Annotated in this window: 11 protein-coding genes and 2 pseudogenes; 8 read left to right on the forward strand and 5 right to left on the reverse strand. The window is 60.9% G+C overall.

What is annotated here, in order from left to right:
• The first annotated feature begins 120 nt into the window (after positions 1-120).
• The 7 genes from ACFTOW_RS14890 (at position 121) to ACFTOW_RS14920 (ending at position 10,653) form a co-directional block, all read left to right on the forward strand.
• Positions 121-3,801: a helicase-related protein gene (locus tag ACFTOW_RS14890; protein ID WP_379917071.1), complete on the forward strand. Its 3,681-nt coding sequence runs from the start codon at positions 121-123 to the stop codon at positions 3,799-3,801.
• Positions 3,802-4,292: 491 nt separating this feature from the next.
• Positions 4,293-5,060, forward strand: a complete 768-nt coding sequence (locus ACFTOW_RS14895) for an ADP-ribosylglycohydrolase family protein (protein WP_379917073.1) — start codon at positions 4,293-4,295, stop codon at positions 5,058-5,060.
• A 224-nt stretch (positions 5,061-5,284) separates the two neighbouring features.
• On the forward strand, positions 5,285-6,469 hold the full coding sequence (locus ACFTOW_RS14900; protein WP_379917075.1) for a tyrosine-type recombinase/integrase: 1,185 nt from the start codon (positions 5,285-5,287) through the stop codon (positions 6,467-6,469).
• Positions 6,470-6,535: 66 nt separating this feature from the next.
• Positions 6,536-8,146 carry an aldolase catalytic domain-containing protein gene (locus ACFTOW_RS14905; RefSeq protein WP_379917077.1) on the forward strand — a complete coding sequence of 537 codons (1,611 nt, stop codon included), beginning with the start codon at positions 6,536-6,538 and terminating at the stop codon, positions 8,144-8,146.
• Positions 8,136-8,891: a 3-deoxy-manno-octulosonate cytidylyltransferase gene (locus ACFTOW_RS14910; protein ID WP_379917079.1), complete on the forward strand. Its 756-nt coding sequence runs from the start codon at positions 8,136-8,138 to the stop codon at positions 8,889-8,891. The genes ACFTOW_RS14905 and ACFTOW_RS14910 overlap by 11 nt, the downstream gene beginning before the upstream one ends.
• Positions 8,888-9,574 (forward strand): HAD family hydrolase, encoded by a 687-nt coding sequence (locus ACFTOW_RS14915; RefSeq protein ID WP_379917081.1) that lies wholly within the window; start codon positions 8,888-8,890, stop codon positions 9,572-9,574. Before ACFTOW_RS14910 ends, ACFTOW_RS14915 begins: the two co-directional genes overlap by 4 nt.
• 191 nt (positions 9,575-9,765) lie before the next feature.
• On the forward strand, positions 9,766-10,653 hold the full coding sequence (locus ACFTOW_RS14920) for a hypothetical protein (protein WP_379917083.1): 888 nt from the start codon (positions 9,766-9,768) through the stop codon (positions 10,651-10,653).
• Between the two features lie 35 nt (positions 10,654-10,688).
• On the opposite strand, the gene ACFTOW_RS14925 is transcribed toward ACFTOW_RS14920, so the two are convergent.
• From ACFTOW_RS14925 to ACFTOW_RS14945, 5 genes and pseudogenes are all read right to left on the reverse strand, one after another.
• Positions 10,689-12,236, reverse strand: coding sequence for a hypothetical protein (locus ACFTOW_RS14925; protein ID WP_379917085.1), 1,548 nt, complete (start codon positions 12,234-12,236; stop codon positions 10,689-10,691).
• Positions 12,215-13,003, reverse strand: a complete 789-nt coding sequence (locus ACFTOW_RS14930) for a hypothetical protein (RefSeq protein ID WP_379917087.1) — start codon at positions 13,001-13,003, stop codon at positions 12,215-12,217. The genes ACFTOW_RS14925 and ACFTOW_RS14930 overlap by 22 nt, the downstream gene beginning before the upstream one ends.
• Positions 13,004-13,058: 55 nt before the next feature.
• Complete coding sequence (locus ACFTOW_RS14935; protein WP_379917089.1) at positions 13,059-15,044, reverse strand: glycosyltransferase; 1,986 nt, start codon at positions 15,042-15,044, stop codon at positions 13,059-13,061.
• Positions 15,044-15,748, reverse strand: coding sequence for a hypothetical protein (locus ACFTOW_RS14940; protein ID WP_379917091.1), 705 nt, complete (start codon positions 15,746-15,748; stop codon positions 15,044-15,046). The genes ACFTOW_RS14935 and ACFTOW_RS14940 overlap by 1 nt, the downstream gene beginning before the upstream one ends.
• Positions 15,749-16,138: 390 nt before the next feature.
• Positions 16,139-16,420: pseudogene (locus ACFTOW_RS14945) on the reverse strand (transposase); the annotation flags it as partial.
• On the opposite strand from ACFTOW_RS14945, the pseudogene ACFTOW_RS14950 reads away from it, so the two are divergent.
• Positions 16,411-16,637 (forward strand): annotated as a pseudogene (locus ACFTOW_RS14950) (hypothetical protein); the annotation flags it as partial. The pseudogenes ACFTOW_RS14945 and ACFTOW_RS14950 sit on opposite strands and share 10 nt — an antisense overlap.

Below are 16,637 nucleotides of genomic sequence, written 5' to 3' on the forward strand. Positions count from 1 at the left end.
CTACCCCCCGGGTGGGTCATTTTTAAATGATCACGATGGGTCAGTTTTGAATGCAGATTGACACTATATGATCGCCGCAATCCAGAACCTCTGAGCAGCAGCGCCGCCAAAGACCGCCTGATGGCCCTGATCGCAGCTGAACTCTGCGGTGGCCCACTGCGACTATCACTTGAATCTCTCGGCCTCATCACCGTGCAATATGAGGGGGATGCGAGGATTGCGCAGCGACTCAGCGAAAGGGTTCCGCCTGAGTATCGAGGCCTGGTGCCGGCTCTGGTCCGCTTTTTGCTCGACCTCATTCGGCAATCGAGAGCGATCAACACGCTGGAGAACATCGACCTAACAGACGAGTCCGTGTGGGGTGAGGGGTTGGCGAGCGCGGATATCTCGTGGTCGTTGTCGCGGACTCACCAGAGCCGGCGACTGCGGACGTTGCTCTCAGAGCCGGGACGCTCCAATCGGCCACTGTGGGTGCTGATCGACAGGCTCGGAATCCCAGACGACCAAGCGCGAGACATGCTCTCGGCTTTCTGGGAGGAGGCGACGCGGCCCCGTCACCGTCTCCTGCTGCCCGGCGGACACGGTCATGTTCTGAACTTGGCGGCCATGCGCTTCGCAGCGACCCCGGAAGGAGAATTGCGCCGCTGTGAAAGTTGCGGTGCGTCCAGCCAGATCGATCTCGGGGGCGTGTGTACCGCCTGGCGCTGTACGGGGCGCACAGTTCCTGTTTCAGCCGAAGAACGGGACGAGATGCGCAGACGCAACCATTACCTCGTTCGTTATGAAGGGCAGCCGCTGAGCGGGATAGCGCGGGAGCACACCGCCGCCATATCGACGACGGAACGATCCGAGATCGAGGAGCGGTTCCGGCAGGGTGAGATCAACTTGCTCAGCTGCACCACGACAATGGAAATGGGTGTCGATCTGGGCGAGCTGGAGGCGGTTTTCTGCCGGAACGTCCCGCCAGGCATTGCGAACTATCAGCAGCGCGCCGGTCGCGCTGGCCGCCGCGCGCAGGCCGCGCCTGTTGCATTGATGATGGCGAGATCCGGCCGATACGACCAAGCACAATTCAACGATCTGCGTGGCTATCTCGAGGCACTCCCCCCCGCGCCATATCTGACATTGGACAACCCAAGCTTCTTCCGACGGCACCAGGTCTCATGCCTGTTGGCAGGTTGGCTGGATCATCGCTTGTCAGGCCACGAGCGCACCGGAGCTCCGCGTCTGCGTGATGTGCTGGGCGAGCGCTTGGACGAGGCTGCTGAGACAACTCTTCTGGCAGACCTTTCAGCATGGCTCGCTTCGGAGGCCGGTGTTGCCGCACGCGCGGTTGCTGAGCGCATGGCGTCTTCTCTCCCGGCAAGACTTGATCATGTCGGTCTCTTCGGGGGCGAACTGACTGAGCATGCGCGCGCAGAGATAACGCGCTGGATCCGGGCTACTTGCGCTCGCTGGCGCGAGCTCAATGACGCCTACGAAACGGCACGTGCCGCGCTCGATGATCCGGATGCGAACGAGCAGGCCCGCTCCCGCGCTGCCGGTCGCATGAATGGCCGTTTGGGCGACATGCGTCGGTATCTTGATCGATTCCTGGTTGAGGCCCTGTCGCGTGCTGCCGTCATACCGACTTACAGCTTCCCGGTTCACTCGATTCACCTAGAGATTGTCACGGAACGAGGCGCTCGCACCGCTTCGGATGATCGAGCTTTGCAGCTCGATCGGGACGCAGCAATGGCGATCGCTGAGTATGCGCCGGGGGCCGAAGTCGTGGCCGGTGGCCGAATTTGGACGTCCGCGGGCATCGCACGGAGAGCCACGGTAGGCACCGGTGATGCTTGGATGGAACGTGGTTTCCATCGCGTTTGTCCGACGTGCCAGCATGCAGAAACACATCACGAGCGGGATGATTTTGGGGAGAACTGCCCTCAGTGCGGTTCACGGGCCAGTGGCCCGCGCCGTGCCTTCGTTGAACCGGTGGGGTTCCTGACATCATATGCCGACCGGCAAGGTAGAGACCCCGGCGCGACACGCTTGAGAGTGCGCCCCGTCGACGAAGCGCGCCTTCTAACGCGAGCCCGCCCTGAGGACTTCCAGGTTTCAGACCTAGCACGCGTCACGCATTTCTTCGCGCCGGCTATCGCACCAGAGGGGAGTCAGCCTGGACGAATGCTCGTCTTGAACCGCGGGCCGCTGGGGGCGGGCTATCTTTGGTGCCCGTCGTGCGAGCACGCGAGACCAGCGCCTCAAGAGGCGCTTGGCGGGGCAGAGATCCGGGCAGTGCATGAGAACCCGCGGACCGGAGATCGGTGCCGGGTTGAATCCCTTCGCTGGCCCGTGGACCTCGCACATGTTTTCGAGACGGATCTTCGGGGGATCCGCATCGATCAGCCGGTCCCAGACTTTTCTGATCGCCCCACGGAGACTGAACGGCGGGCGGCGCGGGATGGCTTCCTTAGAACGCTGGCAGAGGCATTGAGACTTGCGGCAGCGGACATTCTTGAAACTGACCCACGAGACCTCCGCGCGACTGTTGAGCTTCTCGGTGCGGCCCCGCTGGTCATCCTATCGGACTCAGTCCCAGGCGGTGCCGGCTACTGCCGTCGATTGCTCGACGATTCTCGCTTCTCGGCCCGCGTGCTGCTGGGTCGAGCGATCGCGGTTCTTGATTGCCCTCGTGGCGCAGCCTGCGAGACGAGCTGCTCGCGGTGCCTGAATGACTACTCCAACCAGGTCTATTGGGATCAGTTCGATCGTCATCCTGTGTTTGGCTGGTTGCGCGGCCTGCTTGCGGAGTCGACACCGCGGCCCGCTCATGGCCCCGACGCTGCGGTCCCGGTAGCGCAGACTGCCGCGGCGACGCTGCGGGTGCGTCTCGAGGGAGCGGGGCTTGTGGCTGTTTCCTCGCCAGATCTCTGGGGGGCCGAAGATCGGTCCGAGGCCCTCACAAGCGCGCGGGCATTGCGAAACTGGCTCGATGAAGCCTCGAACAGGCATGCCCTCTATCTACTTCCACCGGGTGCGGTTGATGCAGGTACCCCGACAGGCCTCGATCGTGAGATTGCCTATGCTTTGGCGCCATACGAACGATCCGGCCAGCTTCGCTTTGGCACGCTCGACGGGTCGGCCGTTGCGAATGCGCCTCGCCTGTCTGTCTTGAAGGGTGTCGGGGCAGAGGCCTCTGTGGATGCGTTCTACGCATCGCAGGACGCGGCGGCGGCTCTTGCCGGGCCACTGGAGGGGGTCAGCCACCTTTTTTCATGCTCAGCAGGCGACAGCTGGCTTGCGTCGGTGCAGGACAGCGTCCGAACGCTGCCGGGTCCGTTGGCTGGGCTCACAGAACGTTTGCGCGTCTTCCGCTTCCGACCGGGCACCGCCCGAGCGCTCACACCGCTCTTTCAAGGCGTAGCAGGGCGCCGTGTCGCGCTCGAAATCGAGGATCCCTGGTGCGGCGTTCGCCCACATAACCGACGTCGCCTAGCGAGCTTTGTCGCTGCCGCTGGGTCAGCGGGCGTCGACATCGAGCGACTTGCAGTCGTGTGGAATCCCGATCACGGCGAGCCGGATACGCCGCAATCGCAGTCGAGCGCGTTACGCGCTGAGCTGCGATCTGCCGGCATCACGGTTACACCCGAACTCCATCACCGCTCTGCACGCAATCGCCATTTCCATGATCGCGTTGTGACGATTCAGACCGTCGATGACGGGCCGAGGGTCAACCTGAGATGGGACGTGACCGCGGGAATCGACAATCTGATGTCTCACTCGAAGGAGTGCAGCGTCTTCATCGAGGAGCGCTGAGCCCAACTGCTCATGTGGAAGCACGAAGGACTTCGGCCCCTCTTGCTTCCACAGTGCTTCCACGGGCCTTGGAAATGCAAACACCGCCCCGAGGGGCGGCGTATAAGCGTTTGGAAACGCGAAGGATTTTGGTTGCGGGGGTAGGATTTGAACCTACGACCTTCAGGTTATGAGTCGTGTCGAACAGACCATGCACGATTGCGCTGGGTTGCGTATTACTTCGTCATTTCCGCCACTTCGAGCCTCCTGCCCCGCGCCCGCCATCCGCAGGATTGCGCAGAAACTGGCAGCACTTTGCCCTCTCTTGCTTCCACAATGCTTCCAAGTGGGCGCTGGCTGATGATCGCGGTAGCACTCTGTATTAGTGAAACCTCGCAGGCCGCTCCATGGTATGTGCTCGCGCGAGTGCCAGACTGGCAACGCCGAAGCGCCATGGCCCCGGCTTGCACTCCCGGTCCCGCGCGTATTACGGTCTGAATGAGAGGTGCGACATGCTGGGGGCGTTAGCCGGAGACATTATCGGATCGCGGTTCGAGGGGCATCCAGCGCCCCCCGACGGGTTCGAATTCTTTCACCGCGACTGCCGCTTCACCGACGACACGGTGTGCACGCTGGCCGTCGCCGAGGCGCTGATGTCGGGGCAAGACATCGCGAAGACCTTGCGCAGTTTCGTTCGGCGCTATCCCGACGCGGGGTATGGCGGCATGTTCCTGCGCTGGGCGTTCACCGATGAAGCGCCGGCCTATGGCAGTTGGGGCAACGGCGCACCGATGCGGGTGGCAGCGGTGGGCTGGTGGGCGCGGTCCGAGGCCGAGGCGATGGAGCTTGCCACCGCGCAGGCCGTGGTCAGTCATGACCATCCCGATGCGGTCACTGCAGCACAGGCGGTTGCAACGGCGATCCTGCACCTGCGGCAGGGCGATGCGCCGGATGCCGTGCACGCCCAATTGACGACCCGATTCGGTTATGACCTGCGGCCCGAGACCGCGCTGCGCCGGGGCGGCTTCGACGTCTCGGCCGCGGGTACCGTGCCGCCTGCTCTGACCGCCGCCTTCGAGGCCACGGGCTGGGAAGAGGCCGTACGCACGGCCGTGGGTCTCGGCGGGGATACCGACACGCTCGCCTGCATCACCGGCGCCGTGGCCGAGGCGATCCACGGAGTGCCTGAGCCGATCACGGATCGCGCCCGCGGCCTTCTCACTGATGATCTCCGCGCGGTACTCGACCGTTTTGAACAAGCGCTTGCGACACGGGCATAGCGCCCCGCCCCGCCATCTCAAGCCGACGCCTAGCCTGGCGTCTCGGTGGTCTTTGCGTTCAGGTGATTCGGCGCCGAGACTGGTTTTCATCTAACAGAGGACCGTTTTACTGCCACCACAGCTACGCAGCTTTTCCTTTTATTACGCATTTTCAATGTGTTCGTTGACTGTGCGGTGATGATGCCCACTGTAACGGCAGCCATCATCACCGCGCAGGACCGCTCATGCCAAAACTGACTAAACGCACCGTCGATGCTATTGAACCGCAAGCCACGGAGTTCTTCATCTGGGAAGAGAGCATTCCTGGCTTCGGGCTACGCGTGATGCCAAGCGGGCGCAAAAGCTTCGTCGTCCAGTATCGTGCAGGGCGGCGCCCGCGCCGAATGAGCCTCGGACCCAGCACCGTGCTGACCTGCGATCAGGCGCGCACGCGGGCGATCACGATTATTGCCGCCGTCAAGAACGGGGAAGATCCTGCAGCCGATCGCGCCGCGAAGCGCAACGCCGCGACGATCAAGGAATTGGCGGAGCGGTTCGACAAGGAGCACATCGCCATCCGCGTGAAGGCCAGCACCGGCAAAGAGTATCGCCGGAACCTGCAGCGCTTCATCCTGCCCGCCCTCGGTCAACTGACGGTCACTGGGGTGACGCGCGCAGATGTCGCGAAGTTCCACCACGACCTGCGCCACATCCCCTATCAGGCCAACCGCTGCCTCGAGGTGGTCTCGAAGATGTTCAGCCTCGCCGAGATGTGGGGGCTGCGTCCAGACGGCACCAATCCGCTAAAGCACATCCGGAAGTACCCCGAGGAGAAACGAGAGCGCTTTCTCAGCGCGGCGGAACTGCGCCGGATCGGCGAGGTGCTCCGCGAGATGGAGGCGGAGGGGATCGAACTGCCGTCGGCCGTCCTCGCCGCCCGCCTTCTGATCCTGACCGGATGTCGGCTGAACGAGATCATGACGCTGAAATGGGCATGCGTCGATCTGGCCGAGCGCGTCCTGCGCCTGCCGGACTCCAAGACCGGCGCCAAGGTCGTCCATCTCGGCCAGCCCGCCGCCGAACTGCTCCGCGACGCTCAGCGCGTTGATGGCAACCCATGGGTCATCGCCGGCACCCTGCCGGGCAAGCCGCTGAGCGACCTTCAGCCATTTTGGCAGCGCGCCCGCGCCCGCGCCGGTGTCAAGGACGTGCGCATCCACGATCTGCGCCACACCTTCGCGTCCACTGCCGTCGCCTCGGGTCAGGGCCTCCCCATGATCGGCAAGCTCCTCGGCCATACTCAGGTCCAGACCACGGCGCGCTACGCACACCTCGCCGCCGAGCCAGTGCGGATGGCAGCGGACGCGGTGGCGCAAAGCCTGCAGCAATCTATGGGATCGTCCCGCGCAAGCGCGCTCGTTTCTGACTGATTGCAAAAGCAATTGCGGCTCTCGCTGAAATTATGTAACCAGAGAAAGTATAAAGGAGTAGCTGGATTGTCAGACATAACATTGCTCGATTGCACTCTCCGCGACGGCGGCTACTACAACGCCTGGAACTTCCCGCCCGCGCTGATCGAGGCGTATCTGGTCGCCATGAAGGCCGCGCAGGTGGACGTGGTCGAGCTTGGTTTCCGCTTCCTGAAAAACCGGGGCTTCAAGGGCCCCTGCGCCTTCACGACGGATGACTTCCTGCGCAGCCTGTCGATCCCCCAAGGGCTGTCCATCGCGGTAATGATGAACGGCGCGGATCTCTGCACCGATGCCGGCAACATCGCTGTCGTCGAGCGATTGTTTCCGGAGCCTGCAGCGCAGACCCCGGTCGATCTGGTGCGCTTCGCCTGCCATTTCCACGAGCTCGAGCATGTCATGCCGGCGGTCGGCTGGCTTGCTGCGCGCGGATATCGCGTCGGGCTGAACCTGATGCAGATCGCCGACAGAAGCCAGGCCGAGGTCGCGCAACTCGCGCAACTCGCGCGCGCCTGGCCGGTGGAGGTGCTGTATTTCGCCGACAGCATGGGGAGCATGACGCCCGAGGATGTTTCGCGGATCGTCAAATGGCTGCGCGCGGATTGGGATGGCTCTCTGGGCATCCACACGCATGACAACATGGGGCTCGCGCTCTCCAACACCCTGCGCGCGGCAGCCGATGGCGTCACCTGGCTCGATGCGACCGTCACCGGGATGGGGCGCGGGCCCGGCAACGCGCGCACCGAAGAACTCGCCATCGAGGCCGAGACGCTGCGCGGCCGGCGCGCGAACCTCGTGCCGCTGATGACGCTGATCCGCAAGCAGTTCGGCCCGATGAAGGCCCAGTACGGCTGGGGCACCAACCCGTATTACTATCTCGCCGGAAAATACGGCATCCACCCGACCTATCTTCAGGAAATGCTGGGCGATGCGCGCTATGACGAGGAGGACATCCTCGCCGTGATCGACCATCTGCGCGCCGAGGGCGGAAAGAAGTTCAGCTTCGACACGCTAAATGGGGCGCGCCACTTCTATCGTGGCGAGGTGCGTGGCAGTTGGCGCCCGGCCGAGGTGATGGCGGGCCGCCAGGTGCTGATCCTCGGCACCGGACCGGGCGTGGCGGCGCACCGCCCGTCGCTCGAGGCCTATATCCGCCGCACCCGCCCGCTGGTGCTGGCGCTCAACACCCAGTCGGGGATCGACCCGGCGCTGATCGACTTGCGCATCGCCTGCCACCCAGTGCGACTCCTCGCGGACGCCGAGACGTATGCCGGCCTGCCACAGCCGCTGATCACCCCGGCCTCGCAGCTGCCCGAATCCCTGCGCACTGAGCTGGGCGACACGGAGCTTTTGGATTTCGGGATCGAGATTGCGCCGGGGCGCTTCGAATTCGGGGAAACGCATTGCGTTGCGCCAACATCGCTGGTGCTAGCCTATGCGCTGGCGGTGGCGACCAGCGGACAGGCAGAACGCATCCTAATGGCCGGGTTCGACGGGTACGCGGCAGGTGATGCGCGAAATGCGGAGCTCGAAGCCATGTTCGCCGCATACCTCGCCTCGGACACCAGCATCACGCCAGTCTCCGTAACGCCAACCCGCTACAAGAACCTCCCCGCGAAAAGCATCTATGGAGAGTGACATCATGCATGCCTGCGTTATCATCCCTGCGCGTTACGCCTCCTCGCGGTATCCGGGCAAGCCGCTGGTGCCGCTCTTGGGCAAACCCATGGTACTCTGGGTGGCCGAGCTCGCAGCACGCGCGGTGGGACAGGCCCATGTGTATGTCGCAACCGAGGACGAACGGATAGCCGATATTGTGCGTGCAGCTGGATTTAATGCGCTCATGACCAGCCCGGACGCCCTAACGGGAACGGACCGTCTGGCCGAGGCGGCGCAGATGATCGATTACGACATCTATGTGAACGTTCAGGGGGACGAGCCTCTCGTGGACCCCGAGGATATCCGTCGCTGCATTGCGCTCAAGGCTGAGTGTCCGGAGGCGATCATCAACGGGTTTTGCTGGATCGGTCCCGATGAGGATCCGGCCTCTGTGAATATCCCCAAGGTGATCACCACGGAGGCGAGCATGATGGTCTACATGTCGCGCCTTCCACTGCCCGGCTTCAAGGAGCCGCAGAATGCACCCACGCGCTACATGAAGCAGGTCTGCATATATGGTTTCACCCGGGACGAGCTCGCGGCCTATGCCGGTTTCGGCAGGAAGGGCACGCTGGAGCGCGTGGAGGATATCGAGATCCTGCGGTTTCTAGAGCTTGGCCGGGAGGTGTTGATGTATGAATGCCGGCCCGGGAGCCTCGCCGTTGATGTGCCCGAGGATGTAGCGCCGGTCGAGGCGGTTTTGGAAAGAAGCCTCGCGCAATGACCCCTCAGCTTTCTGATTACAGCACCCTTGTCTTCGACTGCGACGGGGTCGTACTCGATTCAAACCGCATCAAGACCGAGGCGTTCCGCATCGCCGCGCAGCCCTGGGGGGCGGCGGCGGCCGGGGCGCTGGTGGCGCATCACGTCGCCAACGGCGGCATCTCGCGGCACCTGAAATTCGCGCATTTCCTCGACGCCATCCTGCCCGAACACGCTCCGGGTGCCGTTCCGGGGCGCGATGGGCCGGGGCTGGAGGAGCTCTTGTCGGCCTATGCGCAATCGGTGCGCGCAGGCCTGATGAGCTGCGCCGTGGCTGAGGGGCTGGAGGCGCTGCGCGCGGCCACCCCGGACGCACACTGGCTGATCGTCTCGGGCGGAGATCAAGCCGAGCTGCGCGAGATCTTTGCCGCGCGGGGGCTGGACGGCCTTTTCGACGGCGGCATCTTCGGCAGCCCTGACAGCAAGGACACGATCCTGACACGTGAACAAGCCGGCGGGCGGATTGAAGCGCCGGCGCTTTTTCTGGGCGACAGCCGTTATGACCATGAGGCGGCCAGCGCCGCGGGGCTGGATTTTATCTTTGTCAGCGGCTGGAGCGAGTTCCACGGATGGCAGGAATACTGCGCCAATCGCGAGATCCGGAGCATTGAAAGCGCTTCACAAATCCTCAATATTCAGGAATAGTTTCTCCTGCAGAGCAAAACTGCGAAAGGGTCGTCTCGGGACGGCACGCCGATGAGAATACCTGTGTCGAAACTCGCCCAATATACGCAATATGGCTCAATGCGACTGGAAGCCACCTCGGGCCGATCGACATGATCTATGTTGTTTTGGAAGGCAATCTCGCGCTTTCCAGGAATTGAGGGTAGAAGCAAATGGAATACGATCTGATAAAAGTATTCGGGATCCAGCGTAGTGGAAACCATGCAATCCTGAACTGGCTGCTTGGTCTCGAAACACACAACATGCTATTCTTCAACAACCCCCGAAAAGACCAGGGGCTGCTTGAAAATCCTTCCGCGATTTCCTTGCCAGAAGGCGTCAGATCATATGCATCGCGCGTGGATCGGAAAAAGGTAATTCATCCGGAGAATGTCGATAGATTTCGGGGATCCGGAGGGACGCTGATTTGCAGTTATGAGAATCATGATCTCGAAACGCTGAATGAAGCCGAGCTGGATGCGCCCATCAATTCCGAATTTGGGCCTCCAAGGTCGAAAAAGAAAATAATTGTGATACGCAATCCGTTCAACGTGGCGCCTTCGACGCTCAAGATGGTTCGTCGGATGAAAGCCAAGGACGGAGTCACCGAAGAAGAATTGCTGCAGATCGTGGAGCACCGCCTAAAGATGTGGGTCGGCTATGCGGAAATAACCCTTGAGCATGACGCCGGACAGCGAAAAGACTTCTTGCCCATAAACTTCGATTTCTGGGCCTCCAACAAGTCATATCGCGACGAAATAGCCGCGAGGCTGGGGTACTCCAACTCTGATCGGTTCTTCGACTTTGTCTCTGACGCGGGTGGTGGAAGTAGTTTTGGCGGAACAAAAGAGATGCTTACAGCAGAAAAACTGGGTAGTCGCTGGAGTCAGGCGGAAGATAAGGATACGCTTCGCCCCATTTTCTTGCGCCAGAAAAAGGTTGTCACACTGGCCGCCCGTATCTGGGGTCCAGGTCTAATTCCAGAAGAAATTGCTCAAGTTGGGGATGCCGATTCGCGCCGCCCGGCGCGCTTTTCGGTCAGACCGAAATCCACGAAGTGACGCGCAGCCTCAAAATTGGAGTCGTCTTGCATGTCTTATTTCTCCAGCAATCTGCGTTGGCGAATAAATTGCTGAACGCCTGCATCTGTCGGATCCAGCAGAAGCGCCTTTTCATACAGAGCCGCCGCAGTCGCAGGATCGCCTGTCTTGGCAAACATGCCCCCCACGAGGCGCAAGATATGTGCCGAGCTATGGTTGGGTTTTACCTGGCCCGATAACTGGCCAAAGAGCTCAAAATCGCTGATCGGCAGTTTCGCCAAGTCCGGCACCTGACGATGCTCTGGATTGGCGAAGCCTAGCTCCCTCAGGATGTCAGCAAAGAGATTGTGCACATACTGCCACGGGATCTGATAGCTGATCCAGTCGCCGCGCGGGTTTTCAGGATGAGGCACTTCGCGGACAAACTCGGGTTCGACGAAGTGTACGGGAAAATCGTAACTGTCGTCCCGGAATGACTGGATGGCGGTATTGGAATGCAGCACACCAGGTTTGGCGCAAAAACGTAATGGTACGATTGAACCGGAGCCGGCATTGGCTATGAAGGCGGCAGCCTTCTTGCAGTGGGCAATTTTCGCAGCGTAATCGCGTCCAACCAGTGTCACAGGCAGGATGTGCGCGTCGAGACGTCTGGTTATCGCCTCAACCACCATTAGATCGTCTCGGTAATTGTCATGGCGACCGTCGGTCGCGGTCAGGCCGTCAAGCAGCACGACTACCGATGGATGATGACGTGCCAATGAATTGGCAATCTCGGCATAGCCTTGGATTTGTTCCAGCCATGACCTCTTCTGCGCGGTGACACCGAACCAGACCACCAGAGAACCGTCGGGGTAGTGAATGTCTGCCTCGGGGATGTTGGCGCGGATCATGTTCTCCATTCGGGCCGCGGCCTCGAAGAAGCTAGCGCTGTCGCGTGAGCGCCACCATGTGCCGCCGATAACGTTGGGCATCAGGTAATAGCAGCCCGGCTCCGGCGCGCGGCTGTCCCATGCAGAAATTTGTGCGGGGTCTAGATAGGTGCCCAAGGCAGTGGCAATACTTCGAATAGACTGCTCCGCAAGTAACCGCGCCCTGAGTGGTGCCAGATGAATCGCCTGATCATAGAAGTAGTGATAGGGTCGCGTCTGCCCTACAGAAATCCCGCCGAAACGGTCGTTGCGCGTCCAGTAGGCTTCATCCTTACCCGAGCGTATGTTCTCCGCAACGTGCTGAACGATATTGGCGCACTTGTCGTCGAATAACACTACAGGACCGTCCTCGGTCACGTAACCGTCGATGAAATTCATCGCCTGGACGAGAGCCCAGCGATTGCCGCCCGACGCGTCGGCGAAATAGACGACATTGCCCAACCGGGCGCGCGCGCTGGCGCGGGCATGGGTGGTAACCTTCGGCCGGGTGGGATGGGGCAGCACCAGCTCATGGGCCGCCAGCAGGTCGCAGGCGATGGTATAGAGCGCGTCAAAGTCTAAGGCCTTAGCGGCGCTCCGATAAGTTTCAAAAATGTCCATCCTGTTTTTGTCCTCCTGTCCAGAAATGGGCCGAGAACGGCAGCCGTTGCTGGTCAATCGGCTGTCAGCATCCATTCATGCGAGGTGCCGCGCAATGCCGCCACGAGCTCGTCAAAATTCTCGACAAGCTGTGCGATCGGTTCGGGGTTCATCCTGATGTTTCCCGGACGGGGATCAATGTCCTGCTTTCCCATGGACCGGCGCGCGACCTGCAGCGTATGCTCCGAAAATACGTCTCCATCGAACATTGACTCGTATTCAATGGTTTCAAGATCCGACACCCTGTTCAGTTGCACTGCCACCCGTTTCTGCTGGTTCAGCTGAGCGTCGATGAAAGTCAGCGCGGCTTTTGGGTTGATCGTCAGAGGCTTCTTTTCGGTCAGCTTGTCTTCCTCGCGTGACACCGACCACAACCCCGTCGCCTTGGACAACTCTTCGGAGACCAAGATGCGCAGCTTGTTCAAACGCACGATATGCACCACCCTCGCCCCCGACTCGACCATGTAATTAAACAAGAACGGGCCGCGGCCGTCGACATCCTCGCGCGTCGGAATGACGTTCAGGCCGAAATACTTCACATCCATCGCCAAGGGAGCGCCTTTCGCGATGCTGCGCAGGTGCTTGACATAATCCCGAAAAAGGGCGGGATGCGATTGCGGATGCACCAACGCGGGTTGCTTGGCGATCCGTTCTAGCACGTAACGGTAGAAGCGGTGCGGGCGCGAGATATCGCCGTGAAAGATCTCGTCGCAATCAAATGCGCCCTCATTCTTTAGAAGCTCGCGAAAGACCGTCGTGCCACTGCGCTGCCGTCCGATGATGAAGATCTGATCCGAGTTCATCCGCCCCTGCCTCCCCGTCTTTTTCATGCGCCAGCGCGTTCGTTTTCACACGCGTTTACTTTGCCGTGTTTTTGGCGAACTGGCTACGTGCGAGCGCTACCGCCATGTGCGGATCCTTTGAACACATTTCCGTCACGACGTCGCGTATCATGCTTTGTGTTCCGATCGTTTGTCCCTCTGACCAGGGCCATGACATGGAGCCGGTATGGAAGCGGTACAAGAAACCAGGTTCCGGCAGAGGAATAGCCTTGTAGCCGCGCGCATGGAAGTCCAGCCAGAAAACCCAATCGTCTCCTTCGCCGTTGCGACGAGTTGCGTCGAATCCAATCTCGGTCAGGATGGCGGTCTCGATGAGCGCCGTCATGCGGAAATCGTTTTCTAGCATATGCGCGTAGTCGCCCAAGGCGTAGCGCAACACCAGCTCGGTGCTTTCCCCGAAGTTGCGCCTTTGCGGGATCACCGCGTTTGGCCGTGTAGTCGCCCCGTTGTAGGCACCGAGCGCATTTTCGAGCAAGGTGGGCGAAAACATATCATCGGTATCCAAGAAGATCGACAACGGTGTCTCACAGGCCGCAGCCAAGGTGTTCCGCGCCGCCAACAGCCCCGAATTGGGTTGCCGAACGATCTGGCATTCGGGCAGCCGGGCCTGAGCGTATTCAAACCAAGGCTGATGCGTTTCGGGCGTGCCGTCGTCGCAGATAAGCACCCTTGGCATGCCAGCTGACTGATCTGCAAGGCTGTCTACTGTCTCCATGAATTCGTGGTTGGGCTTGTAGGCCGGGATCAGGACGGTGATGTCCCCGATGCCTGCCTGCGCACGCGGCACCGCATGGGCGCGCCAACCGCGCTTTCGGTCGAGTGCCTCGGCATAGGTGTCGCCCAGCGTGCCGGCGACCGTTTCCGGATCCAAGTTCGCGCGGCAGTATTCCTGCACCGCTCCAACGATTCTAGGTGCGTCTGCGATAATCTTTTCGAATTTCTTCTGAAGCGCCGCAACCGACCGCATCTGCGCGTCGAGGATATACTCGTGCATTTCCTCGGGAAAGAATTCAACCATCGGCGTGTCATGGCGTACTATCGGCACCTGACCGGCATCTATCGATTCGATACAGGCATAAGAGAAGGTCTCGTGCGATCCCAAGTGCGGGCTCAAAGCACCGGGCTCCAGCAGATCAAGCACCGCATCGCGGGGCCGAAAATCGATAAATGAGAGTCGGTCGCGCAACTCAGGATGCAAGCGCGCGCGGATATATTTCAGGATGTCCTTCTCGCGGAAGGTTGTGAAAGTCACGCGGCCGATCAGCTCGATCCGGCGCAGTTTACGCACCGAATGCAGGACGTTCGCCGCATAGATGATCTTGTCGGCGCCCTTACCGATAGAAATGCGCCCCATATACTGGATCTCGTCGCGCACGCTCACCGTCGTCGTGGGGGGGGTGCGGAACACGTATGGCTCGCGCACGAGGCTGGTATTGCTCTGAACGCCCAGCATCTTCAGCCGGCCCTTGCAGTAATTCGACGGTACGACGACCAGGTCGCAGGCACGCATCTGCTGGCGCTCGGTAAGGAAGTCGCTGCGCGCCCAATCCGGGGTGCCGAGTTGGTCCGCTTCCCAGACAAACTCGCTCAGTCCGTGATTATAGACCGAGAACAGCCGGCGCTCGGCGCCCGCCCTGGATTGCAGCCTGTAGAACAGTCCTAGGCAGGGCGCCTGCCAATCGGTCGCCTCGACGACGTCGATCTCCCATTCGTCGATGCAGCGTTCTATCTGATCTGCCAAGTAGAAGGAGACCGACTGGTCATGCGAGCGCGAGTGGAAGCGGCTATGGACGCGGTCGTCTGTCAGCCATTCAATATGGATCCGGTCGTTTTGAAGCCCAGCGAACGGAATTTGCTTGCCGAAATCCTTGCGGTCGCGGAACGAGAACAGAAACACCTCATGCCCGAGCGCCTGGAGCGCCGGAATCATGTATTCCAGATAAGTGGCGATACCGCCTGCGGGGAAGAGCGGGGTTTCGCTCGAGACGAACAGAATACGCATTACGTGGTCACGACCGAGAGATGATAGAGGCTGAAGGTCCAATCGCCGTCAGTGGGCAGGAATATAAGGAGCCGATACCGCTTCGCCGACCCGACGCGATCCAGATCGAGGCGCTTTTCTTTCACGACCAGCGTATGCAACCGAGGCACTGTCATGACAGGAAAGAATCCAATATCCAGATCTTCAGAGTGGCCGTCTCGGTCGGCCCGCAGGACTACTCGGACAACATTGGTATCAAGCGCCTCGTTCTTGTCTTTAAAATGGAAATCGGCGAGCAGGCCGATAGTCAGGGCCTCCGAGGCTTGCAAGTTCAAGTCTGGTATAGTCAGCTCTAGCGTCACCCACCGGCTGCGGTAGCTTTCTGAAATGACCGGGTGCACGCGAAGTCGCGGAGTGCGGAGCGGAGCATCATTTGGCGCGGCGTCGCTGTCGTCGTTGCCAGGCACAAAATCGACCACGACCCAGTTATAATTCTCGCTATCGTAGCCAACTTCTACACCGTCAAAGAACTCAGTATAGGGCTTCACGATTGTCGGCGGCAGCGCCGTGTCCTGCGCCCAAAGTGCCGTAATCCCGGTAGCGAGCGATGCGACGGGCTGGCCTTTACGGTCCGAATGGCCAGCTGCCCGCTCAGCCTCGAGCAATAGGCTCAACCGCTTGATGCTGCTTTCAAGAATTTCGTAACGTGAAACTTTCTCGCTCACCTCGAGCATTTGCCTATTTTCCCCGTTCTGCAAGTCAATACCACCCTTTGCACTACGATATAGAAGCCCACCGGGTGTCTATGCTCGGCTGCGTAGCTGCATCTGATAACGAGCCCCGATCCAAGGATCTTGAGTCGGGTGCGCACGCCCGTCGCAGATCGCTTTATTCGCCTAGCTTACAGGAGGCGTAAATTCAAGCTATATTAGCCAACTAGTCGCCTGAAGTAGCACCCGGATCAAGCATTTTTCGCCTCCGAGCAGCGTCTGCGGGGGCGAGACCACGCCGGATCGAGGCGCGAAGCCATGCCCTGCTGGGGTGACAGTCCTTTTTTTCAGCGCCACAGGCAGACCTGTCGAGCCGGTTTCGTGGCGCTTGGGTCTGGACCGCGGTCACGCGCACGATGGCGGCGCTCGGAATCGGTAGACCGCAGCGAGGACGGCGCGCACCATCGAGCCGCTGACCGCGACCTCGGCCAGTTGGAAGGAGCTGGCGCGGGCATGCCGGACGACACGCGCCCCGATCTTGATTAGCTTCAGTTGCAGGCCTGTCAGCGACCAGTCGGCCATGGCCTCGGGCAGCTCGATACAGCGCAGGAAGGTTGCCAGGTTGTAGGCCAGCGCGTGGAGTTGCAGCCGCACCTCGTTGTCGCGGAACCGCCGGCATGACAGCCCTCGCCGCACGCATCCGCGAAACCCTTGGTAGGCGTGATCCTGAAGAGCCCCTCATCACCTATCAGGCGCTGGCCAGCGCACTCGGCCTGCAACCACCCGGCACCATCCAGCGCATTGCCACCGCGCTCGAGCAGACCATGCGCGAGGATGTGGCTGTCAATCTGCATTCAAAACTGACCCATCGTGATCATTTAAAAATGACCCACCCGGGGGGTAG

It is taken from the genome of Lacimonas salitolerans, from assembly GCF_042677865.1.
Taxonomy (GTDB): domain Bacteria; phylum Pseudomonadota; class Alphaproteobacteria; order Rhodobacterales; family Rhodobacteraceae; genus Lutimaribacter; species Lutimaribacter salitolerans.